This is a genomic window from Helicobacter sp. 23-1044 (assembly GCF_053654695.1).
Window position 1 is genome coordinate 21,125 of sequence record NZ_JBSIUQ010000001.1, and the last position, 22,892, is coordinate 44,016.

Sequence of the window (22,892 nt, forward strand, 5' to 3'; positions counted from 1 at the left end):
ACTTAAATTGCCTTTTTAGATTCTGCGAATTTTAGGATGAATTTATTGCTTTGATTTTGGCATTCTAGCGTGATTTTTATGCCATATTCATCGCAGATTTTTTTAACCAAACTAAGTCCTATGCCAAAGCCCCCCGTATCCGTGCCAAACCGCGCATATCTATCAAAAATTTTAGCTTTGTTTTCGCTCTTTATCAAATCGCCACTATTTTCAATGCTAAATGTGCCATTTTCTAGCGCAATAGCGATGAATCCGCCTTTTTTGTTGTATTTAATCGCATTGCTGATTAGATTGTCAAAGAGTGAATTTAGCGCGTTTTGCTCGGCGTTTATGTAAGATTCGCGCAAATTTAGGCGAATCTCTAAATTTTTTTGATTAAAAAACGGCGTAAAAAATTCTAATCGCTCCCGCAAAATCGCCTCCAAATTTATTTGCTCTTTTTGCGCGACGCGCGGAAAATTATACGCCACAAGCGAATTATAAATGGAGTTTAATTGTAAGCTCGCAAATTTGATTCGCTCAATCTTTTTGCGCTCATTTGGGGCGAAATTGTCCATTTTTAGCGTCTCAATACTCATCAAAATCACGCTTAAAGGCGTATTTATTTCGTGGGTTGAATCTTTGATAAATGCGTCTAGCGCGGCGATGTATTCATTTAGCGGTTTTAAAAAAAGATGAACCAAAATAGTCGCCACCGCACCCATCGCCACAAATATCGCTAGTAGCGCGAATCCTAGCTTTAACCTCATCGCCAAAATCTCATCATCAGCGTTGTCTCTCTCCAAAAAAATCTTGTAATGCGAACGCCTATATCCGCGTCCATCGCGGACTTCATCGCCCATCTCGCCACGCATTTGCCATTGTCCGCGCTCATTTTGCGGAGGCATAAGCGGATTTACGATGATTTTATCCTCAAATCGATAAAAGCCATCACGCAATTCACGGGGATTTGGGTCGCGTGAGAGATTTGAAAATAGCAAATTATTTCGCCTATCATAAATCGCAAATGGTATCGGTGTGCGCGCCTTTATGTCCTCTAATGCGATTTCCCAAATGTAGCTACGGCGCAACACATCAAGGATATAAAACGAAGTGTCGCGAAGCTCTGCCATTTGCTTATAGACGATATTTTGCGTCATTTTGACATTTAGAAAATAAAAGCCGATACAAAGAAAAACCGCGCTTGTGCCAAGATAGAGGGCTAAAATCTTTATGATGGTTTTTTTTGAATCTCTAAACATTATATGTGCCTTGTGATTGTTAGATTTTGCGAATCGCAGAATCTAAACAAACAATCGAAGTAATTGCGGTGGTGCTTTGCGTTGTTTTGGCGCGAAATGAGCGAAATAGAACTGATGGGTTCATTGAGCGAAATTTTGTGCCAAAACAACGCAAATGATTACCCAAGAACAAATTGCCACCAAAGCGCGTTAAAATTTTATAAAACATAACAATATCCACTCCCTTGCAGATTTAAGATTCGCTCTTTTCCCAAAATCTTTCGCAGATTTTTGATATACGCACGGAGGCTCATTTCGCTTGGGCTTTGATTGTAATCCCACAGCTCTTCAAAAATCGCATCTACGCTCACATAAGATGGCGCGTTTTTTAGCAAAATATTTAAAAGCATATTTTCCTTTTTTGTCAGTGCGATAGGGCTTAAATCCTTATACAAAACCTTTGAAATCATATCAAATTTAAAGCCATCGCCCAAAGACAAAAAATCCTCATTTTTATGCGAAAATGTCCGTTTGAGTAGCGTTTGGATTCGCAATTTTAGCTCTGTCAGCTCAAAGGGCTTTCGTAAAAAATCATCGCAACCCACGCCATAGCCCTCTTTTAAATCGCCGATACTTGATAGCGAAGTGATAAAAATGCAAGGTGTGGTTTTATCCGCCTCACGCAGTGCTTTTAGCACGGCAAATCCGGGCGAATCGCCTGCCTCAAAATCCCCCAAAGGCACTTTCACATCTAAAAGCCAAATGTCAAAGGGCTTTTCATACGCTAAATCAAGTGCTTCACTCGCACTCACGCAGTGGGCGACTTCAAAGCCTTCTTCCTCCAAAAACTCACAAAGTATTTCGCTCAACACAAAATCATCTTCTAAAAGCAAAATTTTCGCGCTCATTTTTTACCCAAATCCTAAAATTTTTGTGATATTTTTTGGCGAATCTACGGCGAATCGCAAAGCAAAATCGCCAAAAAATATGTGCTAGATTCTACCACGAATCTAGCATAAAATTACAAATTATTTCGCAGGTGGTGCGGGAGGATTGCAGTTTGCACCACAATTTACGCGCCCTTGTCCTTTGCTACGCTCACCTTTTGCACCTTTTGTGCCTTTTGCGCCCTTGCTACCTTTATCAAAAGGTGTGCCAAAATTTCCGCCACATTCGCCAAATCCGTGAAGTTTCCCGCCACGCGCACCTGCAAGTGATTGCTTATAAGTGCGAATGTCTTTCATTTTCATATTGTCAAAGACTTTTTGCTCATTTGCGTGAAATTTTTCCCTAAATTCTCGCGCTTCCTTGCCTGTCATCTCATCTACGCGCTTTTCAATTTCAGCAAAATAATCCTTTGCTTCCTCTGCTTTGATTTTCCCAGCCAAATTTAGCAACTCATCATTGCTACTTTTGCTAAAATCCGTCGCAAAAAGCGCACCACTAGCGATAGTTACCGCCAAAATACTGCGTAAAATTTTCATAATTTGCTCCTTACAAATCAAAAATTGCGGGATTTTTGGAGTTTTTTAAAGTCGGCATTCCAAAAATCCCAAGCGCAATGTTAGAGTGAAATTGTGAAATGATTGTGAAATGAGCTAGATTCTGCGATATGCCTTTGATTTGCGAGATTCTGCGATATTATTAAGATTTTGCATTTTTGTCGCAATCGCAGAATCTACCAAAATCTCCCGCGCGATTCTGTGTTTTTTGTGAGATTCTGCGAATTCATTAAGATTCTGCGATTTTATAAGATTCACGCTATAATTGCGCCTTTATTTTTAAAAAATCAAGGGCAAATTTATGTTTTTACTAAATTACATTCGCCACCCAAAAACCACAGGCGCAATTATTCAAAGCTCAAAAGCCCTAGCGCAGGTAATCACGGAGGGCGCAAATTTGGAGTGCGCTAAAAATATCATCGAAATTGGCGCGGGTAGCGGGGCATTTACAAAAGAAATATTGCGAAAAAAGTCCCCAAATGCGAAGTTTTTCGCCGTAGAAATCAATCCAAACTTCGCGCGGGAGCTAAAAGGCAAATTCCCAACGCTTGATATTGCGCTAGGCTCGGCAAAAGATTTGAGTGCGATGATGGAGATGCGCGAAATGGATAGCGCGGATGTTATCATAAGTGGCATTCCGTGGTCGTTTTTGAATGTAAGAGAGCAAAGCGTAATGCTAAAAAGCGTTCATAATGCGCTAAAAGACGGCGGTTATTTTAATACATTTGCCTACCACTCGCCACTGCCAAGCGCGAAAGTCTTTAAACGCAAACTTTATAAGACTTTTGGCGAAGTGCGAAAAAGCAAAAGTGTGGTGTTAAATATCCCCCCTGCGTTTGTGTATATTTGTAAAAAAATTGTGCGATAAACTATGATAAAATAGCGATTTTCATTTTAAATTTGGAGTGTAAATATGTGTAACGCAAATCGGGGCAGAATAGAAATCCGCAGAATCTAGCGCAAAATCCGCAGAATCTAAATCTTTCGCAAAATCCAAATTCTACAAATTTTAATCCAAGCACAAATCCCCCGCAAATCATTTCTTTTTTGGCGTATTTTTTTGTTTGCCACTGCCATTTTTAGCAGAATCTATCAGTATATTTTTCACAATGCAAAATCGTGTGATAAATCTTGGATTTTGGCAAGTCATTATCCAAGCGATGATTTTGATGGCAAAATGGCACTTGCGCTAAAAGATAAAAATGCGAAGTTTGAGAAAGCAAAAAGCTGGTGGGGAGTGATTTTGGGGCGATTTTAGCGCAGATTCTGCCCCACGCACTCACGGAATATTATTTGCTTGATTTATGCAAATTTCACACAAGGATTGAGTTTTGCGAGTAATTTTTGCATTATTTTTATTGCTTGATTTTGCGCTGTGTGCGAAAATAAAGGATATTAGCAGCGTTGTGGGCGTGAGGGAAAATGAACTCACAGGATACGGACTGATTATCGGGCTAAATGGCACGGGCGATAAAGGCTCAAAATTCACAATGCAGGGCATTTCAAATATGTTAGAAGGGATGAATATCAAAGTCTCGCCAAATGACATAAAATCCAAAAATGTCGCCGCAGTGATTGTGAGTGCGAAACTCCCGCCATTTGCGCGTTCGGGCGATAAAATCGATGTTTTTGTCTCATCTATCGGCGATGCGAAGTCTTTGGCAGGCGGGACGCTCGTGCTTACGCCACTTAGCGCGATTGATGGGAATATTTACGCCATCGCGCAGGGCAATATCTCAATTAGCGCAAATGCGCCAAGTGCGACTATTCAAAATGCCGCAATCATCGAGCGGGAGCTAGTTTATGACATTTATAACAAGCAAAATGCCCTGCTGAGTTTAAAAACGGCGGATTTTAAAAACGCCTTTAATATCCAAGAGCGCATAAACGCGCATTTTGGCGATAATCTCGCCACCGCAAAAGACCCGCGCACAATCGCGCTAAACAAACCGCAAAATATGGGAATGGTGGAGTTTCTCTCCATCATAGGCGAGATTGAGGTGAATTACAGCAAGGGCGATAAAATCATCATCGATGAGGCAAACGGCACAATCATCACGGGCAAGGAAATCACAATTCAACCCATTACCATAAGTTACGGCGATATAACAATCGAAATCGCAGAATCTAGCATTAGCGTGGGAAATACGGCGCATAAAAACGCAGAATCTAGCGTTATTGACGCAGAATCTAGCGAAAAAATTAGCGCAGAATCTCGCACGAAAATCGCAGAATCTAAATCCGCAGAATCTGCAAAATTACCCACGATTTCATCCCTCGTCCGTGCTTTGCAAACTATCGGGACGGACTCGCAAAATATCATCGCGATTTTAAACGCAATCAAAAAAAGTGGCGCAATTAGCGTCCATATCGAGACAATTTAGATTCTGCGAAATATCAAAAATCGCAGAATCTTACTTCAAAACTCCGCAGAATCTCGCACGAAAATCGCAGAATCTAACAAAAATCAGCGCAGAATCTGCCCCCACATTGTCATTCTGAGTGAGTGCAACGAGCGAAGAATCTCTTTTGTTTGATTTTTTGAGATTTTTCGCTTCGCTCAAAATGACAATTTAAATCAATATGACAAATTAAAAAAGATTCTGCGAATTGCGTGATTTTATTAGATTCTGCGAAATATCAAAAATCGCAGAATCTCGCCAAATTTCGCAGAATCTAATCGCACGAAATCCCTACCTCGCGTTTTCTACGCATTGTCGTTTGCAAGATTCAGCGGAGGGGGTGTTTTTGCCGTAGCTTTTATTGCAATTTTGCATACAGCCTTTTGTTTTCACCGCATTACACATTCCGCGACTTCGCTCACAGCTTTGGAGGCAGTCTGCGCGGGACTTTCCGCTTTGTGTGCATTTGTTTAGGCAAATACTATAAACTTCGTTGCAATCACTTGAAGTAAATCCAAAAGTCGCTTTTTTCTCGCAACCATTGATAAAAAAAGCCATAAAAATCGCCATAAAAATCGCCAAAAAAATTTTCATCATAAAAACCTTTCAATTAGATAAAATCCCCACACACCCGCCATAAACGCACACGCGATAAATTGCATCGCGCTTCCCATATCTTTGGCATTTTTGGCAAATGGGTGGATTTCTAACCCCGCAAAATCGATGGCATTTTCAATCGCCGAGTTCGCTAACTCCGCCAAAATGGCAATCACGCAGGGCAAAATCAAAAGCACTTTTTCGCTAAAAGATTCACCCAAAAATGCGCCAAGCGGGATTAAAATCGCCGAAACTAGCACAATTTGGCGAAATGCCTCTTCTTCGCAAAATGCCGTTTTTAGTCCGCTTATTGAGTAAAAAAATGCGTTGTAAATGCGCTTAAACCCGCGCTTGCCCTTTTTGGCATTGCGAGATTTGGCAAGATTCGCAGAATCTAGATTCTGCGATTTTATGCGAGATTCTGCGCTAAATTTATGCTTTTTCACAAATATTCTCCAAAATTTATTTAAAACAAATCCTAAAAATTCGATTTGAATTCTACCTAAGATAAGGACATCTTAGCAAATATTTAAAAAGGAGTTTAAAATGGCTTTTCAGGTCAATACTAACATAAATGCGATGAACTCGCATGTGCAGGCTACTCTCACTCAGCGACTTATGAAAGACTCGCTAGAAAAATTGAGTTCAGGATTGCGGATTAACAAGGCGGCAGATGATGCTTCGGGTATGACGATTGCGGACTCGCTTCGCTCACAAGCGAATTCTTTGGGTCAGGCGATTCGTAACACGAACGATGCGATGGGCATTATCCAAATCGCGGATAAAGCGATGGATGAGCAAATCAAAATTTTGGATACCATCAAAACAAAGGCAACGCAAGCAGCGCAAGATGGGCAGACTACTGAATCTCGCCAAGCGATTCAAGCGGATATTATTCGTTTGATTCAAGGGCTAGATTATATCGGTAATACGACTACATTTAACGGGCAGGCGTTACTTTCAGGGCAATACACAAATAAAGAATTCCAAGTGGGTGCGTATTCAAATCAAAGCATAAAAGCTTCGATTGGCTCAACTACAAGCGATAAAATCGGTCAAGTGCGCCTAAAAACAGGCAAAATGATTGAGGAATCATTGGATGCGAAAATCGTTCTAAAATCAGTTGATGGTGTGAATGATTTCAGCTTTGAGAGCGTGAAAATATCGCACTCTGCGGGCACAGGGATTGGCGTTTTGGCGGAGATTATCAATAAAAGCTCCGATAAAACAGGCATTAAGGCGACTTGGAATGTGATTTCGACATCGGATACTGCGATTATTTCAGGGAGCTTGATGAATGTCTCAATCAATGGAATGCTTATTGGCAATATCACAGGGATTAAGGCAAATGACAGCGATGGACGCCTAGTGCAGTCAATCAACAAAGTCACAAGCGACACAGGCGTGGAAGCGTATGTCGATGCGGATGGACGATTAAACTTGCGAAGTATCGATGGGCGCGGGATTCGCTTCTCTGCGAATGACGATGGCGCAAACGATGATATGGCAATCGAAGAGATGAATGGCGGACAAAGTATCGATGGCGACCCATTTGAAGCGGATGAAGGTTCGCTAAACTATGGGCGACTAACGCTAATTAGAACCGATGCGAAAGATATTGTCGTGGCGAGTGCGGAGGACCCGGATGACTTGATGTTTGAGGATATTGGATTTTATGAGGATGTGGAGGAAACTGCGCAAACTACGATAAATTTGCGCGATGTTTTGGGCGTGTTTAATAAAGATGTCCGCTCCGCAGCTGGATTAAACTACAATAATTTTTGGGTTAAGCAGTCTGAGGAAGCATTCGACAATGGCAAACCGCTAATTGTCGGCGCAGGTGTAACCACGCTAAAAGGCGCGATGCTCGTGATGGATATCGCAGAATCTGCTACAAAACAGCTTGACAAAGTGCGCTCGGATTTAGGCTCGGTGCAAGGGCAAATGATTAGCACGGTGAATAATATCTCTGTTACGCAAGTAAATGTCCAAGCCGCAGAATCTCAAATCCGCGAAGTGGATTTCGCAGCGGAGAGCTCGACATTTAGCAAGCTAAATATTTTGACACAAAGCGGAAGCTACGCGATGAGTCAGGCAAATGCAATTCAGCAAAATATTTTGCGATTGCTTAACTGATTGGTGTTACTCTTTTGGTGTTGGAAAGTTCGCTCTGCGCGGACTTTCACGCGCCATTTTTAAACAATGCAAAACTTACAAAATTCTTTTGATTTACTAGCCTTTCTTAAAGCGCGAAATTTGCTAGATAACGCACCGCCTTTGTGGTGGAAAAATGCTAGGACTTTTGAAGTCGTAGTGGGCGCGATTCTTACGCAAAATACAAATTGGAAAAATGTGGAATCATCTTTGGAATCTTTGGCGCGTTTGGATTTGCTAGGGCTTGAATCGCTTGCAAATTGCGATTTAATCATTCTACAAAATGCGATAAAAACAAGTGGATTTTTTCGGCAAAAGGCAATTCGCTTGCAAAATCTGGCGCAAAATATTTTAAATGACTTTGGCGACTTTGAAAGATTCACGGAAAATGTATCGCGGGAGTGGCTACTAAATCAAAAGGGCATTGGGAAAGAGAGCGCGGATTCAATCCTAAACTATGCCTGTGGGCGCGAAATAATGGTGTGCGATAAATATACGCAACGACTTTTAGGCGAATATGGCTTTGAATTTTACGAGTATGATGACATTGCGGACTTTTTAATGCGCGGAATCGTGGAAAATTATGGGCGCGTGGTTTTGCTTTATGGGCGCGAAATACCGCTATATGAAGTCTATGCGCGCTTTCACGGCAAAATCGTGGAATATAGTAAGGTGCATAAAGTAAAAAAGCGGGAATTTTGATGGGCAAACATTTACAAAAAATCCTAGAAATTTTTTATAAAATTTGTGAAATCCAGCACCCAAGCGGACAAACGCAAAATCTTGCAAAATTTATCATTGATTTTTTAACGAAGTGCGATTGCAAGATTCAAACCGACAGCGCGGGAAATATCCACGCACTCAAAGGCAAACCACATATAATCTTTCAAGCGCATTACGATATGGTGCTAGTGGGGGACAAAATCGCGCCCTTTGTGGAAAATGGCTTTTTAAAATCCCGCGATTCATCGCTTGGCGCGGACAATGGAATCGCCGTTGCATTGCTTTTGCATTTTGCCAAAATGCGGACAAATATTGAAATTTTGCTGACAAATGATGAGGAAATAGGAATGATTGGCGCGAACAATATCGCGCTTAAAACGCACTCCAAAACGATGATAAATTTGGATAGCGAATGTGTGAATGAAATCTGCGTGGGTTGCGCGGGAGGCTTTGACGCGGATATTTCTTTTGGTGTGTTTATGCGCAAATCTGTGCCTTTTTCGTCATTGCGAGGGCAACCAACTTTTTGTCATTCTGAGCGTAGCGAAGAATCTCAAAAAAATATTAGAGATTTTTCGCTTCACACTTCGCGTTTCGCTCAAAATGACAATGTAGAGTGCGCATTTTACGAACTCACCGCGCAAAATTTTCGCGGAGGACACAGCGGAATCGACATTGACAAAAATATCCCAAATGCCATTGTGGAGCTACTTTGGGGACTTGAATCGCTACGCGAAATGGGAGAATTTGAGATTGTAGAAATCAGCGGAGGGGAGGCAAGAAATGCTATCCCAATAAACGCAAGAGCAGTAATTTCAATAAAACAAAATCCGTGCGAAGCACCAAAATCTCGCCCGCTTCGTGGTGCAAAAAATCGGGAGCAAACGAGCAGTAGTGCGAGTGCCGATTTTTTGCTAGAAGCGGAGAAGCGAGGCACTCCCCCTAAAAGCGAAAAAGCGGCTGCTTTTTGGGAACACAATTTAAATGAAGTCGGGGGGAGCGGGAGCGAGGTGCAGCCCTTTTTGCGAAAAGAAACTAGCGAATCTAATCTAAAAAACGGCGATTTTATCACAGAATCTAATTTAAATTGTCATTTTGAGCGTAGCGAAAAATCTCAAAACAATAGAGATTCTTCGCTCACTTCGTTCGCTCAGAATGACAATTTGGAGGCAGATTCTGCGAATCGCGCAAAAAACGCAGAATCTAACGCAATTTCGCAGAATCTAAAAACAGATTCTTCGCTTCGCACTTCGCGCTTCGCTCAGAATGACGAATCTAGCGTGGATTGCTTCGATTTACAAAGAGAATTTCGCAATGACGAATCTACGCCACAAATCGCCATAAAAAAACTAAAATCCTATAATTTTGATTCGCCACAAAATCCCCTGCCTAGCACCATTATCCCGCATTTGTTGCGTTTGCATAACGGCATTTATGAGATGAGCGCACAGGGCGTAACTTCTAGCCTAAATTTTTCGCTTATTAGCGATGAATGCCTTAAAATTATGGTTCGCGCAAATAGCGATGAGCAATTGCACCGCCACAAATCGCGCCTAAAATCGCTCTTTGGCGAAAATGTCGCTTTTAGTGGCTTTTATAGTGCGTGGGAGCGCGAATCTAATGAAGATTCGCCTATTTTGGCGCAGTTGCAAACGCTCTACAAAAAGCACAAAATCGCCCATAAAATCGTGCAGATTCACGCTGGGTTAGAGTGTGGCATTTTAAAGCAAAAGTGCGCGTTGCACGAGGTTATCTCAATCGGTCCTACGATTTTGCACCCGCATTCTAAAAGTGAGGCGTTAGATTTGGATAGCGTATGTCAAATTTATGATATTTTATGCGATTTGATACCAAAATAAAAAGGGGGTTAAAATGAAATATTTTGTGCCAGAATGGGAGCGACAGAGTGCCACAATCATCGCAATGCCACACATTGATAGCGATTGGCGTCCGTATTTGGCTGAAATTCAAAGCAAAATGTGTGAGATTGTGGCGCAAATTGCGCACTTTCAGCCTGTAATAGTTTTGTATAAATATGAAAGCGATATTAGCAAAATAAAAAAGCAAAAAAATTGTATTTTTTTGCAGATTGCGCTAAATGATTCGTGGTGCAGGGATTTTGCGCCAATAAGCGTTAAAAAAAATGGCAAGTTAATTTTAAATGACTTTATTTTTAACGCGTGGGGCGCGAAATATCCATCAAATTTGGATAATTTAGCGGGGACAAAAATCTTTAAAAAATTGCAAAAAATGGGCTTTTTTGGCAAAAATCTTGTAAAATTTAAGCAAAAAAATTTCATTTTAGAGGGCGGTAGTGTGGAGACAAACGGCGAAACTTTGCTAACTACCACAAAATGCCTTCTCTCACCTAATCGCAATCGCCTAAATCAAACGCAAATCACCAAAAAACTAAAAAAATATTTGGGCGTAAAGCGCGTCATTTGGATTGAAAATGGCGAGTTAATGGGCGATGATACGGATAGCCATATCGATAATTTGGCGCGATTTGTGGATAAAAAAACGATTGTTTATGTGAAGTGCTATGATAAAAATGATGCACATTTTGGGGCATTAAGCGCGATGAAGGCGGAGCTAAAACAAAAATGCGCAGATTTTAAGCTAGTGCCACTGCCTTTGCCAAAGGCGATTTTTTACGACAAGCAAAGGCTTCCAGCAAGTTATGCAAATTTTATTTTTGCAAATGGTGCAATTTTTGTGCCGACATTTGGGGATAAAAAAAATGACAAAATCGCACTTGAAACATTCAAAAAACTTGTAAAAAATAGAGCGATTATCCCAATAGATTCGCGCATTCTCATAAATCAAGGTGGCGGGATTCATTGCGCTACGATGAATTTAATGCAAATTTAATGCGATAAATCGCAGAATCTGCGGTAGATTCTGCGGGATTTGGGCGAGATTCTGCGAATCTTAAAATCTGCGTAGATTCTGCGAATTGCCGTCATTTCGTCTTTGCGAGAGAGTGAAGCAATCTATGAATTTTGATTAGATTGCCACGAAGTCGCCCAAAGTGCGACTTCTCGCAATGACAATTTAAGGACAGATTCTGCGGGATTCACGCAAGATTCTGCGGTAGATTCTGCGAATTTCGTGCAAGATTCTGCGAATCGCAGAATCTGCCTTTATAATTTTTATAGATTCTGCGTTTTAATGCTCAAATTCGCAGAATCTAGCATTTTTTTATCATCACAAAGGCGACTGCATATCCACCTTGCGAACTTCCGCGCAGTCCCCTTTCGTGCGAGATTGAGAGATGAATTTTTTTAATGCCAAATCTTTTTTTGGCGCGTTTGCTTAGCTTTGCTTTGGGTGCGCCTTGAAAATCTTTGCTTAAAATTATGTCTTTAAATGTGAGATTTTTGCTGATTCCACAGCGCAGTGCCTTTGCAATCGCCTCTTTTGCGGCATAAAATCCTGCGATTCGCTCGATATTAAAGCAACTTAAATCGCCAAAGTCGCAAGATTTGCGCCCCTTAACGCATAAATCTATCTCGCTTTGACATAAAAAATTTTTCAAAAAACTTATATTATATTTTTTTAAAAGTCGCTCAATGCGATTTATGGCGACTATATCTACGCCTACCACGCGATAGATTCCCTAACTCATAAAGCCAAAACGCCCTAAATTACGCTATTGTATCGCCATATCAGAGATAAACACATTGCGAATCTTGCCATCGACAAGGTTTTCATTAAGCCGTTGCACGATTTCTTCTTTCATCTTGTCCTTGCCCCGCGTGGTGCTTATGTCTTCAGGTGATTTTGAAGACAAAATGCCGATGATTATATCGCGCACAAGCGCGCGTTTGGCGTTTAGCTCATTTTCCAAATTCGCCGTAGTCATCTCCAACCCGATGCTGATTTTCAAATATCGCCTACCGCCCTGCGAGAGCAGATTTACGATAAATTGGTCAAGCTGAAAAATCGGTCCGATTCGCAGATACCGCGCATTTGTCTCGCCCATCACATTGCTTGTTTGCGTCTGCTGTGGTGCGTTGCTGTTTCCTGCCGCTGCCTGTGCGCTTTCCTCTGGTGTCTGCGTCAAAAACATAAATGCCACTACAAGTCCCGCGATTAGTAGCAATAAAACTACGATGATTATAACGATTATTTTGCCCTTGCCACCGCTCTGTTGTTGTTCCTCTGCCATTTTTACTCCATTTTTGTAAATTTTTATATTAAATTCTACCGCGAATCAAGCAAAAATTATGCCATAAAATAATAGCTAATGCTCGTTTTGCCAAATTTCTTGTATTTTTGGCGTGGGAGATTCGCAATCAAATCAGGCATTTGAAACGCAGAATTATGCTCAAAAATTAGCATTTGATTCGCTAGATTTGGCGGATTCGTGTGCGAATCGCCTGAATCTATGTTCGATTCGCACAAATCTTTTGGCGAAACTATCGAATCTAAAAGCATAAAAATCTTTTTATAAAACTCGCCATTTTCCCCAAATGGCGGGTCAAAATAAAAAATCGCATTTGTATATTTGCGCATAATCTCGCCCAAAACTGCGAAACAATCCACATTTTGCGCCTTTATTTTATCGCGCAAATTGTGCGAATCGCCACGCGAATCTTCAAAAGTTTTATCAAAAAGCGCGATATTTTTTTGCAAAATCCCAAAACTTTGCGCATCTTTTTCCAAAAAAATCACACGCAAAGCCCCACGCGATAACGCCTCAAAGCCCATAGAGCCGTATCCTGCGAAGCATTCCACAAAAATTTTGCCACGCAAAAACGGCGCAATCGTATTAAATACAGATTCGCGCACAATCGCCTTTGTCGGGCGTGTGTGGGGCAAAATTGTCGCATTTAAAACCTTGCCCTTAAACCGCCCCGCAATGATTTTAATGGTGCAAATTTTGGGGATTTTGGCTGAATCTTTTGGCGTATTTTTTTGCATAAAATTATTTCTTAAAAAGTTCGCTATGAGTGCCTATGTCAAGGCAATATAAAATCAATTTATCATCTTGTTTTTGGTAGATTAGGCATAAATTGGGGCGTATGTGGCACTCTCTAAAATCTTTTAAGTTACCCGTCAAATTATGGTCGCTATATTTTGGCTCTAAAATCTCGTCATTTGCAAGTCTATCAAGTATCGTGGCTATCTCATCTAAAATCTGTCGATTGTGTCTAAAATCCTTAATAGACTTTTTAAATTTTGTCGAATATTTAATCGTATATTTAGCCATTTAAACACGCTTCAATGACTTCTTTGCCACTTGAATAGCCTTTATAATCATTTGGATTTTTTTTCATTTCTTCCACTTCACATATCGCCTCCAAAAGCCTATCGCTAGGCTCGAATCTATAATCGTGTGCCTTGCAAATGGGGCATTCATCATCGCTTGATTCGGCGGTAAGATTCGCATTCATTTTCTTTGCAAACTCCCTAAACGCTGGGACATATTCTTCTTTGACATTTTCGATAATTAGCGTCATTTCACGCCTCCCAAAAATAAAATTTTTCGCATTATAGCGCAATAAAGTCATTTTCTTAAAGTCAGTGCAATATGCAAATCCCCCTAAAACTCAATCACAACTCTTTGGACGCCCACAGCCTTTGCGTAGCTTTGCAAAGTGGAGAATTTAAAATCTCCATCGCCATTTTCAAATCTTGCCACCACGCTTTGGCTCACATTCATCGCTTTGGCGATTTGAGCTTGGGTAAGGTTTGCTTTGATTCGCGCTTGAATAATCGTGCGTTTTAATTCCAAAAGTGGCTTTAATCGCTCATATTCCGCACGAAACTTACCATCTTTTAGCAATTCATCTTTTAACTCTTGCAATCTCATACTTCCCCCTTAATGTTTTTTAAGATTTTTCTAGCCTTATCAAGCTCACCTTTTGGCGTCTTTTGGCTCTTTTTGATAAAAACGCCAAAAATAATGATGATTTTATCTTGCTTAAAAGTGTAAAACGCCCTAGCAATACCCTCTTTTCCCTTTGCGCGTAGCTCAAATAGCCCATCGCCAAAGCTCTTACTAAAAGGCTCTCGCAACTCATTGCCAAACTCGCTCAAAAGCTCCATATTTTGAAGCATTTTTACTCGAATCTTAGTTGGCAAATCTTTAATTTGCTTATCTACTTTTTCATTAAGAGTAATCACTTCAAACAATGTCTATACCTTTGCAAAATTTTTGTGTAATTATAGCTTGTAAGTCATAATTTATCAAGTTTTTTAGCGCAAAATTTGTGGCGAATCTTTGGCAAGTTTAGATTCACACTCAATTTTTGTGTATAATTTCGTAAAAAATTTTTAAGGTTTTATCGTGGATTCTTACGAGTATGGGGAGCTTTTAAAGGCTTTAAAAATCAAAGTTGAAAATATCGCAAAGATTATCAATGTCGATGAAAAAAGGGCGAATTTAGCGCGAATAGCTACGCAAGAAAACGCGCCAAATTTTTGGAATGATGCCGAAAATGTCGCGCAAATCGGCAAGGAAAAACGCGCCATAGAGCGAATCTTGCAGATTTATGAAAACGCGCTAAATGCGCTAAATGACAGCGATGAGCTTTTCGCCCTTGCCACCGCAGAAAATGATAGCAAAATGTTAGAAAATCTCTTTGCCGAATCGCACGATTTGGAGCACAAAATCAAGCAAATTGAGATTGAGATAATGTTAAGCGACAAAAACGACAGCGCGAATGCGATTGTAAGCATTCAGCCCGGCGCAGGCGGGACGGAATCGCAGGATTGGGCGAGTATGCTTTATCGAATGTATTTGCGCTGGTGTGAGCGCAAGGGCTACAAAGTCGAGCTTTTGGACTATCAAGATGGCGAAGAGGCGGGGATTAAGGGTGCTAGTTTTCTTATAAAGGGCGAAAATGCCTATGGCTACGCGAAAAGCGAAAATGGGATTCATCGCTTGGTGCGAATCAGCCCCTTTGATGCGAATAAAAAGCGACATACAAGCTTTGCAAGTGTGCAAGTTAGCCCCGAAGTCGATGATGACATTCAAATTGAGATTGAGGAAAAAGACATACGAATCGACACTTATCGCGCAAGTGGCGCAGGTGGGCAGCATATCAATAAAACGGAGAGCGCGATTCGCATTACGCATTTTCCCACAGGGCTAGTCGTGCAGTGCCAAAATGATAGAAGTCAGCACAAAAACAAAGCCACCGCGCTAAAAATGCTAAAATCGCGCCTTTATGATTTGGAGCTAAAAAAGCAAAATAGTGATGTGCCCGAAAAAAGCGAAATCGGCTGGGGGCATCAAATCCGCTCGTATGTGTTTGCGCCTTATCAGCAGGTGAAGGATTTGCGGAGCAATATCGCGTATAGCAATGTGGAGGCGGTGATGGATGGGGATATTGATGAGATTATCGAAGGGGTTTTGGTGGCAGAGCGAAGTTAGATTCTGCGGATTTTGCGAAAAATTAAGCAGATTCTGCGATTTTTTATTTAATTCGCAGAATCTAGTGCGATTTTTGGATTAGATTCTGCGATTCGCACTAAAAACGCAGAATCTAGCGCAGAATCTAAACATTTCGCCAAAAAGCACGAAGTTTTAGAAATTTTTGCTAAAATCGCGCTTTTATTTTTTGCAAAATTTCATAAATTTCAAAGGATTCGCCTATGCTTTTCTCATCATTTGCTTTTATTTTTGCATTTTTGCCGCTCGTGTGGATAGTGTTTCATTTGCTAAAAAATGCAAAGTTTAAAGCACATTTTCTTTGGGCAAAAATATTTTTGATTCTCTCATCGCTATTTTTCTACGCATTTTGGAAAGTGGCGTATTTGCCTATAATGCTTGGCTCAATCGCTGTGAATTACTTTTTAGCAAAATGTATTTTAAGATTTACGCGAATCGCACGACAGGGGGGGGGGGAATTGCTATTTAGATAGATTTACACCCAAATTCTACTTCATTTTAGGCATTATCTTCAATCTCTCACTTCTTTGCTTTTTCAAATACACGGACTTTTTGCTAGAAAATTTCAATTTGTTTAGTCAAATCGCGCATTTGGATTTTGAGATTCCATTGCCACATATTCTCTTGCCCCTTGCGCTTAGTTTTGTAACCTTTCAGCAAATCGCATTTTTGTTTGACTGCTACAAACACGCGACAGGGCAATCAAATAAAAATCTAAACAGCAAAAATATTGATTTTATCGATTACGCGCTCTTTATTAGCTTTTTTCCGCAACTTATAGCAGGTCCCATTGTCCATCACAGAGAAATGATGCCACAATTTGCAAAAATGGGCAATTCGTCTCTTGCGCGACCTTCGCGGGAGCTTGAAAAATTCTCATTCGATAGGCAACCAGCCTTATCTCAATCGAATTTTTCTGCGCAACCCACGAATCTCACGCAAGATACTAGAATTGCGAACGATTTAAAAAAATCAAAGGATTCGTCATTGCGAGTGAGCGAAGCGAACGCGGCAATCCATAATTTAAATAGCACAATAGATTGCCACGATTCTGCAACTTTTAACAAAGTCGCAGAATCTCGCAATGACAGAATCAACTACGAATTTTTAGCCAAAGGCATTTTTATTTTCTCAATCGGGCTTTTCAAAAAAGTCTTTATCGCAGATAGCTTTGCCAAATGGGCAAATGCAGGATTTGGTATTGTCGAAAACGGTGGAGTGCTAAATATCGCCGAATCTTGGGCGACTTCGCTAAGCTACACATTTCAACTCTACTTTGATTTTAGCGGATATTGCGATATGGCGATGGGACTTGCGCTAATGTTTGGCATAATCCTCCCGCTAAACTTCAACTCACCTTACAAATCGCTAAATATCGCAGAATTTTGGCGCAGGTGGCATATCACTTTGGGGCGATTTTTAAAAGAGTGCCTTTATATCCCGCTAGGTGGCAGTCGCGTGAGTAAAATCTTAAATTTACGCAATCTATTTATTGTCGCCTTTTTAAGCGGTATTTGGCACGGCGCAGGGTGGGGATTTGTGATTTGGGGAGTTTTGCACGGAGTGGCAATGGTGATTCATAGAATCTATGCGTGGTGGATTGGCAATTTGTCTTTGGGTATTCATTCCGTAGATTTAGCAAATCGCCACAAGGCACGGACACAAAGTCCGCTATCCTTGTGTCGATTCGCTAAAAACTACGAAAGCAACACCGCAAATACTTCGATTGTTTGTAAAAATGCAGAATTTAAAAATTTCCCCCTCCCTTGCGGAGGGGGATTAAGGGGGTGGGTAAAATTACATTTTATTCACTTTACCCAAAGCAAAATCTATAAAATCCTTGCGTGGTTTATCACATTTAATTTTGTGAATATCGCTTGGGTATTTTTTCGTGCGGAGAATGTCAGCGGAGCGGTGAATCTACTCAAAGGTATGTTTGGGATTGTGTGGGTGGATTTGCCACAAAAATGGCATAGCACTTTTAGCGCACTTAGCGTGAATGCAAATGAAATGGTGGCGTGGATTACCATCGCACTTCTAATTTGCGTGTGGTGCAGAAATAGTGTTGAAAAAATGCAAAATTACGATAGATTCACGCCCCTAAAATCCGCATTCGCGACAATTCTAATCATCGCTAGTTTCGGCGCAATGCTCTTTGCAAATCGCAAAATCGAATTTTTATACTTCAACTTTTAAGGCGACAAAATGCAAAAATATAAATTTTACGCGATTTTTATGATTTTTACCCCGCTTGTTGCAAGTGCGCCACTTGTGGCATTTGTGGCGTTTTTTAAGATGGCGTATATGAATGTCGAATACCCCACTTACAAAGACACGCAGTTAAAAACCGCCCAAAATCACAGCGCACAAATCATCATACTTGGCGATTCGCGTGCAAAGGCGGGATTTATACCGCCAGATTCTGCGTTTTTAAACCTTGCTATCGGCGGAAGCACGGCGATTAGCGGATATTACACATTGAAGCGATATTTGGCACACAACGCTCCGCCAAAAATTTTGATTTTATCCTTTATGGCACACCATTATTTGTTCGATGAGACTTTTTGGGAGCGCGCGATAAAGTTTGAATATTTGGGATTTGATGAATTTAGCGAGATTATGGATAATGCGCAGAATCTAGCGCAATGCAAGGTATTTCATCACAAAGGCAAGTGCTATAAATTTAACTTTTTTAAATACAAATTGCAACTTAAAAACTTTGCACCTGAGATTTATAATGCGTGGCGTGATTTTAAAAATGGGCGCAATCGGTTTGCGATAAATATGCAGATTATGGCGGATTTAGCGCAAAATGGCGGACATTTTTTCTATGGCAGAGCATTAGAATCAAAAGATTTAAATTTTGAAGCAAATCAAAAATCTTTTAGATTAAATCCGCTTTATGACTTGTATTTGCAAAAAATCGCCACTTTGGCGGTGGAACATAATATCAAAATTTTTCATTATCAAATGCCATTTAATGAAGCAAGTTTTGATGCGCTAGATTCTGCGTTTGTGGCGGATTATAACGCATTTTTAGATTCTATGCAAAGTGCGTATGGGATAATTTCGCTAAATAATATTTGGGCGTTGCCAAATAGCGACTTTGGCGACCCAAGCCATCTTTACAAAGGCGCACACAAAACAACAGCGGATATTTTGGAGAAAATAAACACTTGGGAGGCGCAAAAACGCTAGATTCTGCGAAATAAAGTGCGTTTTTAGGATTTTTAGGTAAAATACCGCATTTTTAAATTTCAAAGGACAAAAAATGACTACGATTTTGACACTAGAAAACCCTAGCGATGAGCTTTTGAGGGCGTTTAAAAATATGGCAAAAGCCGCAAATGTCAAATGCAAAATAGGCAAATCAAAAGAGCCAAAATATTACACTCTAGAAGATTCACCCGCGATAAAAAAGATTGACAAATGGGCGCGTGAAAATCCTGATTTAGCCAAACAAGCTAGATTAGAATTAGAAGCTGAAATGAGAAGCTATGCAAGTAATCCTATCAAATAGTGCCGAAAAATTTTTAGACAAGCAAGGCGATGGCGACCCAAAGGGGATATATAAAGTTCGCGTGTTTTTGGCGGATTTAAGCAAAGAGCATAATCCCACTGCCCTGCCAAACTGCAAAAAAATGCAAGGAAGCAAAGATTTATGGAGGTGGCGCGTGAGTAATTATCGAATCATAGGGCGTGTGAAAAATGCCGAATTGCTGATTGAAATCATCAAAATCTCCACGCGTGAGGGCGCGTATTAGAATCATCGCATTTAAATATTTTTGCAAATCCGCACCAAAAAATTATCATATAGTTACCATTTCGCTTAAAATTTGCAAGATTCGCGCTGATTTTCGCAAAATTTTCGCTTTATAAAGCAAAGATTTTATATCATTAGGGCGAATCTAATTTTTAAGGAGAGATAAATGGACTTCAAAGCAAAATATTTAGAAAATGTCGCGTTGCGAGCAAAAGATGGCGTCCCACCACTTCCGCTAAATCCAAGCGAGACAAACGCTGTGATTGACTTGCTAAAAAGTGGCGTAGAAGTAGATTTTGCCAAAGATTTGCTAGTCAATCGAATCGCGCCCGGCGTCGATGAGAGCGCGAAAATAAAGGCTATTTTTTTAGGCGAGATTGTGAGTGGCAAAATCGCGCTCCAAAGCATTGACAAAGTCGAAGCGATTAAGATTTTAGGCACGATGGTAGGTGGCTACAACATTGCGCCTTTGATTAGCGCACTAAGCGATGAATCTATCGCACAACACGCCGCAAACGCGCTAAAAGATTTGATTTTTGTGTATGATAATTTTGAGATTATCGCTGAGATTAGCAAAACAAATAAATTTGCCAAAGAGGTCATCGAATCTTGGGCAAATGCCGAGTGGTTTTCGCACAAACCCGCACTTGATGAAAAAATCGAGCTTATCGCGCTAAAAATTGATGGCGAAACAAATACCGATGATTTGAGCCCCGCAAGCGATGCTTTCACACGAAGCGACATTCCGCTTCACGCACAAGCAATGCTAAAAAATCGCGTAGAAAATTATGAAGCGCGAATCGATTCGGTGAAACAACAAGCGACAAATCAAAACGCCAAAGTCGCTTATGTAGGCGATGTAGTCGGCACTGGCAGTTCGCGAAAAAGCGCGTGTAATTCGATAATGTGGCATTTTGGCGATGAAATCCCATTCATACCAAACAAAAAACGGCGTGGCGTGGTGATTGGCGGTGTGATTGCGCCGATTTTCTTTAATACTTGTCAAGATTCGGGCGCACTGCCCATCATCGCCGATGTGAGCGCAATAAAAGAGGGCGACAAACTTACGATTTATCCATATCAGGGCAAAATTATGCGCGATGGCGAAGAAATCGCGCAATTTAGCCTAACGCCAAATACGATTTTTAATGAAATGCGCGCAGGCGGGCGAATCAATCTCATAATCGGACGCAAACTCACCGCAAAAGCAAGGGCGTTTTTGGGGCTTGATGAGGGCGATTTTTTCACAAAACCCACTGCGCCAAAAGAGAGCAAATGCGGATTTACCCTAGCGCAAAAGATTTTAGGCAGAGCCTGTGGCAAAGATGGCGTCAGAGTGGGCGAATATTGTGAGCCAAAAACTACCACCGTGGGCTCACAAGATACCACAGGCGCGATGACACGCGATGAGATTAAAGAAATGGCGGCGTTAAAATTTAGCACGGATTTTGTTATGCAGAGCTTTTGCCACACGGCTGCTTATCCCAAACCAGCGGACATTTCGCTTCAAGCAACTCTGCCAGAGTTTATCACAAGTCGCGGTGGCGTGGCTTTGCGCCCAAAAGATGGCGTGATTCATTCGTGGCTAAATCGATTCACACTCCCTGATACAATCGGCACGGGGGGCGATTCGCACACGCGATTCCCCATAGGCGTGAGCTTCCCAGCGGGTAGCGGACTAGTGGCGTTTGCGGCGGTAAATGGCATAATGCCACTTGATGTCCCGCCAAGCGTTTTGGTGCGATTCAAGGGCGAGATGAATGATGGCATAACTTTGAGGGATTTGGTAAATGCAATTCCCTACTATGCGATAAAAAAGGGGCTTTTAAGCGTTGAGAAAAAAAACAAAAAAAATATCTTTAATGGCAAGATTTTAGAGATTGAGGGACTGCCAAATCTAAAAGTCGAACAGGCTTTTGAGCTAAGCGATGCGAGTGCGGAGCGAAGCGCGGCAGCGTGTGTCATCAAGCTAAACAAAGAGCCAATTATCGAATATTTGCGCTCAAATATCGCGCTAATTGAAGCGATGATAAAGGACGGCTACGAATCGGCTACGACTTTGCAAAATCGCGCTGAAAAAATGCGTGAGTGGATAGCAAATCCCACGCTTTTGGAGGCGGATAAGGACGCGGAGTATGAGGCGATTATAGAAATTGATTTGAGCGAAATCAAAGAGCCAATCGTAGCTTGTCCAAACGACCCTGATGATGTGGCGACTTTGAGCGAGGTTTTGGGCGATTCGAGCCGAGCGCATAAAATCGATGAAGTTTTTGTGGGGAGCTGTATGACAAATATCGGGCTTTTTCGCGCATTTGGCGAGATTGTGAAGGGCGAGGGGCAGTTAAATAGCCGAATATGGATTGCGCCACCGACAAAAATGGACGAAAAACAGCTCACAAATGAGGGCTATTTATCGATTTTTGGCGCAAGTGGAGCGCGAATCGAAGCCCCCGGATGTAGCCTATGTATGGGCAATCAAGCGCGTGTAAAGGATAATGCCGTAGTTTTCTCCACAAGCACGAGAAATTTTGATAATCGTATGGGCAAAGGCGCGAAAGTCTATTTGGGGAGCGCGGAGCTTGCCGCCGTGTGTGCGATACTAGGCAAAATCCCAAGCGCAGCGGAGTATTTGGGAATCGTGAAGCGAAAAGTGGTGCAAAAAGAGAGGGTGTATAGCTATCTAAACTTTGATAAAATCGAAAATTTCGCGCTGTAATGCGCGTTGTCTCGTGGCGACTTTCGCGGGAGTTTGAAAAATTCTCGCTCGATGGACTCCCAAGTCCTATCTTCGCTCGAATTTTTCGGCACAACCCACGAAATTCACTCACGATACTTCCGCGCAAGACTCTTTTTTTGCTTTTCAAACTACCGCAACCACTTCGATTGTTTGTAACGGCGTGTGAGATTCTGCGATTCGCAGAATCTAAAAGCAATTTGCCACAATAAGATTCTGCGTTTTGCGCCAAATTCGCAGAATCTACAACGAAAAATAAACAGATTCTGCGTTTTTCGCGTCCATTCGCAAAATTTCGCAGAATCCAAAATCTCGCAGAATCTCCAAATTTCGCAGAATCTACGCGCAGATTCTGCGTTCAAATTTCACAAATTCACTTAAATAATCGATATTTT

Annotated in this window: 30 protein-coding genes; 15 read left to right on the forward strand and 15 right to left on the reverse strand. The window is 41.2% G+C overall.

The features are described from left to right. Window positions 1-2: 2 nt before the first annotated feature. From ACWIUD_RS00120 to ACWIUD_RS00140, 5 genes are all read right to left on the reverse strand, one after another. Window positions 3-1,241 (reverse strand): sensor histidine kinase, encoded by a 1,239-nt coding sequence (locus tag ACWIUD_RS00120; RefSeq protein ID WP_454145506.1) that lies wholly within the window; start codon window positions 1,239-1,241, stop codon window positions 3-5. 19 nt (window positions 1,242-1,260) lie between these two features. Beyond that, complete coding sequence (locus ACWIUD_RS00125) at window positions 1,261-1,449, reverse strand: hypothetical protein (protein WP_454145508.1); 189 nt, start codon at window positions 1,447-1,449, stop codon at window positions 1,261-1,263. Beyond that, window positions 1,439-2,128 (reverse strand): response regulator transcription factor, encoded by a 690-nt coding sequence (locus tag ACWIUD_RS00130; RefSeq protein ID WP_454145510.1) that lies wholly within the window; start codon window positions 2,126-2,128, stop codon window positions 1,439-1,441. The genes ACWIUD_RS00125 and ACWIUD_RS00130 overlap by 11 nt, the downstream gene beginning before the upstream one ends. Before the next feature lie 120 nt (window positions 2,129-2,248). Further along, the gene (locus tag ACWIUD_RS00135; protein WP_454145512.1) at window positions 2,249-2,704 is read right to left on the reverse strand and encodes a DUF1104 domain-containing protein; all 456 of its coding nucleotides are present in this window, start codon (window positions 2,702-2,704) and stop codon (window positions 2,249-2,251) included. Window positions 2,705-2,818: 114 nt separating this feature from the next. Further along, the gene (locus ACWIUD_RS00140) at window positions 2,819-2,980 is read right to left on the reverse strand and encodes a hypothetical protein (protein ID WP_454145514.1); all 162 of its coding nucleotides are present in this window, start codon (window positions 2,978-2,980) and stop codon (window positions 2,819-2,821) included. A gap of 43 nt (window positions 2,981-3,023) precedes the next feature. Between ACWIUD_RS00140 and ACWIUD_RS00145 the strand changes: the two genes are divergently transcribed. The 3 genes from ACWIUD_RS00145 (at window position 3,024) to ACWIUD_RS00155 (ending at window position 5,106) form a co-directional block, all read left to right on the forward strand. Further along, a complete protein-coding gene (locus tag ACWIUD_RS00145; RefSeq protein WP_454145516.1) occupies window positions 3,024-3,590 on the forward strand; it encodes a class I SAM-dependent methyltransferase in 567 nt (188 codons plus the stop codon). A 192-nt stretch (window positions 3,591-3,782) separates the two neighbouring features. Continuing rightward, the gene (locus tag ACWIUD_RS00150) at window positions 3,783-3,980 is read left to right on the forward strand and encodes a hypothetical protein (RefSeq protein WP_454145518.1); all 198 of its coding nucleotides are present in this window, start codon (window positions 3,783-3,785) and stop codon (window positions 3,978-3,980) included. A gap of 73 nt (window positions 3,981-4,053) precedes the next feature. After that, window positions 4,054-5,106, forward strand: coding sequence for a flagellar basal body P-ring protein FlgI (locus ACWIUD_RS00155; protein WP_454145520.1), 1,053 nt, complete (start codon window positions 4,054-4,056; stop codon window positions 5,104-5,106). Window positions 5,107-5,136: 30 nt separating this feature from the next. Here ACWIUD_RS00155 and ACWIUD_RS00160 read toward each other — a convergent pair whose 3' ends face one another. The 3 genes from ACWIUD_RS00160 to ACWIUD_RS00170 form a co-directional block, all read right to left on the reverse strand. Beyond that, a complete protein-coding gene (locus ACWIUD_RS00160) occupies window positions 5,137-5,286 on the reverse strand; it encodes a hypothetical protein (protein ID WP_454145522.1) in 150 nt (49 codons plus the stop codon). 129 nt (window positions 5,287-5,415) lie between these two features. Then, entirely contained in the window at window positions 5,416-5,718 is a 303-nt protein-coding gene (locus tag ACWIUD_RS00165) for a hypothetical protein (protein ID WP_454145524.1), read from the reverse strand. Continuing rightward, the gene (locus ACWIUD_RS00170) at window positions 5,718-6,167 is read right to left on the reverse strand and encodes a diacylglycerol kinase (RefSeq protein ID WP_454145526.1); all 450 of its coding nucleotides are present in this window, start codon (window positions 6,165-6,167) and stop codon (window positions 5,718-5,720) included. The genes ACWIUD_RS00165 and ACWIUD_RS00170 overlap by 1 nt, the downstream gene beginning before the upstream one ends. A gap of 100 nt (window positions 6,168-6,267) precedes the next feature. Here ACWIUD_RS00170 and ACWIUD_RS00175 point away from each other — a divergent pair, with 100 nt between their 5' ends. From ACWIUD_RS00175 to ACWIUD_RS00190, 4 genes are all read left to right on the forward strand, one after another. Further along, entirely contained in the window at window positions 6,268-7,857 is a 1,590-nt protein-coding gene (locus ACWIUD_RS00175; protein WP_454136624.1) for a flagellin A, read from the forward strand. Between the two features lie 66 nt (window positions 7,858-7,923). Continuing rightward, window positions 7,924-8,577 carry a 3-methyladenine DNA glycosylase gene (locus ACWIUD_RS00180; RefSeq protein WP_454145528.1) on the forward strand — a complete coding sequence of 218 codons (654 nt, stop codon included), beginning with the start codon at window positions 7,924-7,926 and terminating at the stop codon, window positions 8,575-8,577. After that, window positions 8,577-10,457 carry a M28 family peptidase gene (locus ACWIUD_RS00185; RefSeq protein WP_454146342.1) on the forward strand — a complete coding sequence of 627 codons (1,881 nt, stop codon included), beginning with the start codon at window positions 8,577-8,579 and terminating at the stop codon, window positions 10,455-10,457. The genes ACWIUD_RS00180 and ACWIUD_RS00185 overlap by 1 nt, the downstream gene beginning before the upstream one ends. A gap of 13 nt (window positions 10,458-10,470) precedes the next feature. Then, window positions 10,471-11,469, forward strand: a complete 999-nt coding sequence (locus tag ACWIUD_RS00190) for an agmatine deiminase family protein (RefSeq protein ID WP_454145530.1) — start codon at window positions 10,471-10,473, stop codon at window positions 11,467-11,469. A 319-nt stretch (window positions 11,470-11,788) separates the two neighbouring features. Here the strand turns inward: ACWIUD_RS00190 and acpS are convergent, their stop codons facing one another. The 7 genes from acpS to ACWIUD_RS00225 form a co-directional block, all read right to left on the reverse strand. Next, complete coding sequence (acpS, locus tag ACWIUD_RS00195; RefSeq protein WP_454145532.1) at window positions 11,789-12,205, reverse strand: holo-ACP synthase; 417 nt, start codon at window positions 12,203-12,205, stop codon at window positions 11,789-11,791. A gap of 45 nt (window positions 12,206-12,250) precedes the next feature. Continuing rightward, the gene (locus ACWIUD_RS00200; RefSeq protein ID WP_454145534.1) at window positions 12,251-12,769 is read right to left on the reverse strand and encodes a flagellar basal body-associated FliL family protein; all 519 of its coding nucleotides are present in this window, start codon (window positions 12,767-12,769) and stop codon (window positions 12,251-12,253) included. A 56-nt stretch (window positions 12,770-12,825) separates the two neighbouring features. Further along, entirely contained in the window at window positions 12,826-13,524 is a 699-nt protein-coding gene (gene rsmD / locus ACWIUD_RS00205; RefSeq protein ID WP_454145536.1) for a 16S rRNA (guanine(966)-N(2))-methyltransferase RsmD, read from the reverse strand. 4 nt (window positions 13,525-13,528) lie between these two features. Further along, window positions 13,529-13,813, reverse strand: a complete 285-nt coding sequence (locus tag ACWIUD_RS00210) for a type II toxin-antitoxin system YafQ family toxin (RefSeq protein ID WP_454145538.1) — start codon at window positions 13,811-13,813, stop codon at window positions 13,529-13,531. Continuing rightward, window positions 13,806-14,063: a hypothetical protein gene (locus ACWIUD_RS00215; RefSeq protein ID WP_454145540.1), complete on the reverse strand. Its 258-nt coding sequence runs from the start codon at window positions 14,061-14,063 to the stop codon at window positions 13,806-13,808. The genes ACWIUD_RS00210 and ACWIUD_RS00215 overlap by 8 nt, the downstream gene beginning before the upstream one ends. A gap of 83 nt (window positions 14,064-14,146) precedes the next feature. Next, a complete protein-coding gene (locus tag ACWIUD_RS00220) occupies window positions 14,147-14,416 on the reverse strand; it encodes a helix-turn-helix domain-containing protein (protein WP_454145542.1) in 270 nt (89 codons plus the stop codon). Then, window positions 14,413-14,730: a type II toxin-antitoxin system RelE/ParE family toxin gene (locus ACWIUD_RS00225; RefSeq protein ID WP_454146344.1), complete on the reverse strand. Its 318-nt coding sequence runs from the start codon at window positions 14,728-14,730 to the stop codon at window positions 14,413-14,415. The genes ACWIUD_RS00220 and ACWIUD_RS00225 overlap by 4 nt, the downstream gene beginning before the upstream one ends. Window positions 14,731-14,893: 163 nt before the next feature. Here ACWIUD_RS00225 and prfB point away from each other — a divergent pair, with 163 nt between their 5' ends. From prfB to ACWIUD_RS00265, 8 genes are all read left to right on the forward strand, one after another. After that, window positions 14,894-15,982 carry a peptide chain release factor 2 gene (gene prfB, locus ACWIUD_RS00230; protein WP_454145544.1) on the forward strand — a complete coding sequence of 363 codons (1,089 nt, stop codon included), beginning with the start codon at window positions 14,894-14,896 and terminating at the stop codon, window positions 15,980-15,982. A gap of 221 nt (window positions 15,983-16,203) precedes the next feature. Next, the gene (locus tag ACWIUD_RS00235) at window positions 16,204-16,473 is read left to right on the forward strand and encodes a hypothetical protein (protein WP_454145546.1); all 270 of its coding nucleotides are present in this window, start codon (window positions 16,204-16,206) and stop codon (window positions 16,471-16,473) included. Window positions 16,474-16,570: 97 nt separating this feature from the next. Continuing rightward, window positions 16,571-18,196 (forward strand): MBOAT family O-acyltransferase, encoded by a 1,626-nt coding sequence (locus ACWIUD_RS00240; protein ID WP_454146346.1) that lies wholly within the window; start codon window positions 16,571-16,573, stop codon window positions 18,194-18,196. A 9-nt stretch (window positions 18,197-18,205) separates the two neighbouring features. Next, window positions 18,206-19,198, forward strand: a complete 993-nt coding sequence (locus tag ACWIUD_RS00245) for a hypothetical protein (protein ID WP_454145548.1) — start codon at window positions 18,206-18,208, stop codon at window positions 19,196-19,198. A gap of 73 nt (window positions 19,199-19,271) precedes the next feature. Beyond that, the gene (locus ACWIUD_RS00250) at window positions 19,272-19,520 is read left to right on the forward strand and encodes a hypothetical protein (RefSeq protein ID WP_454145550.1); all 249 of its coding nucleotides are present in this window, start codon (window positions 19,272-19,274) and stop codon (window positions 19,518-19,520) included. Then, window positions 19,498-19,764, forward strand: coding sequence for a type II toxin-antitoxin system RelE family toxin (locus tag ACWIUD_RS00255; RefSeq protein ID WP_454145552.1), 267 nt, complete (start codon window positions 19,498-19,500; stop codon window positions 19,762-19,764). Before ACWIUD_RS00250 ends, ACWIUD_RS00255 begins: the two co-directional genes overlap by 23 nt. A gap of 165 nt (window positions 19,765-19,929) precedes the next feature. Continuing rightward, entirely contained in the window at window positions 19,930-22,479 is a 2,550-nt protein-coding gene (gene acnB, locus ACWIUD_RS00260) for a bifunctional aconitate hydratase 2/2-methylisocitrate dehydratase (RefSeq protein ID WP_454145554.1), read from the forward strand. Between the two features lie 183 nt (window positions 22,480-22,662). Beyond that, window positions 22,663-22,878 carry a hypothetical protein gene (locus ACWIUD_RS00265; protein ID WP_454145556.1) on the forward strand — a complete coding sequence of 72 codons (216 nt, stop codon included), beginning with the start codon at window positions 22,663-22,665 and terminating at the stop codon, window positions 22,876-22,878. Window positions 22,879-22,892 lie beyond the last annotated feature (14 nt).

Bases quoted from the DNA above. Each gene is read 5' to 3' on its own strand.
- ACWIUD_RS00120 (WP_454145506.1), bottom strand. From the start codon at position 1,241: ATGTTTAGAGATTCAAAAAAAACCATCATAAAGATTTTAGCCCTCTAT.
- ACWIUD_RS00125 (WP_454145508.1), bottom strand. From the start codon at position 1,449: ATGTTTTATAAAATTTTAACGCGCTTTGGTGGCAATTTGTTCTTGGGT.
- ACWIUD_RS00130 (WP_454145510.1), bottom strand. From the start codon at position 2,128: ATGAGCGCGAAAATTTTGCTTTTAGAAGATGATTTTGTGTTGAGCGAA.
- ACWIUD_RS00135 (WP_454145512.1), bottom strand. From the start codon at position 2,704: ATGAAAATTTTACGCAGTATTTTGGCGGTAACTATCGCTAGTGGTGCG.
- ACWIUD_RS00145 (WP_454145516.1), top strand. From the start codon at position 3,024: ATGTTTTTACTAAATTACATTCGCCACCCAAAAACCACAGGCGCAATT.
- ACWIUD_RS00165 (WP_454145524.1), bottom strand. From the start codon at position 5,718: ATGAAAATTTTTTTGGCGATTTTTATGGCGATTTTTATGGCTTTTTTT.
- ACWIUD_RS00175 (WP_454136624.1), top strand. From the start codon at position 6,268: ATGGCTTTTCAGGTCAATACTAACATAAATGCGATGAACTCGCATGTG.
- ACWIUD_RS00180 (WP_454145528.1), top strand. From the start codon at position 7,924: ATGCAAAACTTACAAAATTCTTTTGATTTACTAGCCTTTCTTAAAGCG.
- ACWIUD_RS00185 (WP_454146342.1), top strand. From the start codon at position 8,577: ATGGGCAAACATTTACAAAAAATCCTAGAAATTTTTTATAAAATTTGT.
- ACWIUD_RS00190 (WP_454145530.1), top strand. From the start codon at position 10,471: ATGAAATATTTTGTGCCAGAATGGGAGCGACAGAGTGCCACAATCATC.
- ACWIUD_RS00200 (WP_454145534.1), bottom strand. From the start codon at position 12,769: ATGGCAGAGGAACAACAACAGAGCGGTGGCAAGGGCAAAATAATCGTT.
- rsmD (WP_454145536.1), bottom strand. From the start codon at position 13,524: ATGCAAAAAAATACGCCAAAAGATTCAGCCAAAATCCCCAAAATTTGC.
- ACWIUD_RS00210 (WP_454145538.1), bottom strand. From the start codon at position 13,813: ATGGCTAAATATACGATTAAATATTCGACAAAATTTAAAAAGTCTATT.
- ACWIUD_RS00215 (WP_454145540.1), bottom strand. From the start codon at position 14,063: ATGACGCTAATTATCGAAAATGTCAAAGAAGAATATGTCCCAGCGTTT.
- ACWIUD_RS00220 (WP_454145542.1), bottom strand. From the start codon at position 14,416: ATGAGATTGCAAGAGTTAAAAGATGAATTGCTAAAAGATGGTAAGTTT.
- ACWIUD_RS00235 (WP_454145546.1), top strand. From the start codon at position 16,204: ATGCTTTTCTCATCATTTGCTTTTATTTTTGCATTTTTGCCGCTCGTG.
- ACWIUD_RS00245 (WP_454145548.1), top strand. From the start codon at position 18,206: ATGCAAAAATATAAATTTTACGCGATTTTTATGATTTTTACCCCGCTT.
- ACWIUD_RS00250 (WP_454145550.1), top strand. From the start codon at position 19,272: ATGACTACGATTTTGACACTAGAAAACCCTAGCGATGAGCTTTTGAGG.
- ACWIUD_RS00255 (WP_454145552.1), top strand. From the start codon at position 19,498: ATGCAAGTAATCCTATCAAATAGTGCCGAAAAATTTTTAGACAAGCAA.
- acnB (WP_454145554.1), top strand. From the start codon at position 19,930: ATGGACTTCAAAGCAAAATATTTAGAAAATGTCGCGTTGCGAGCAAAA.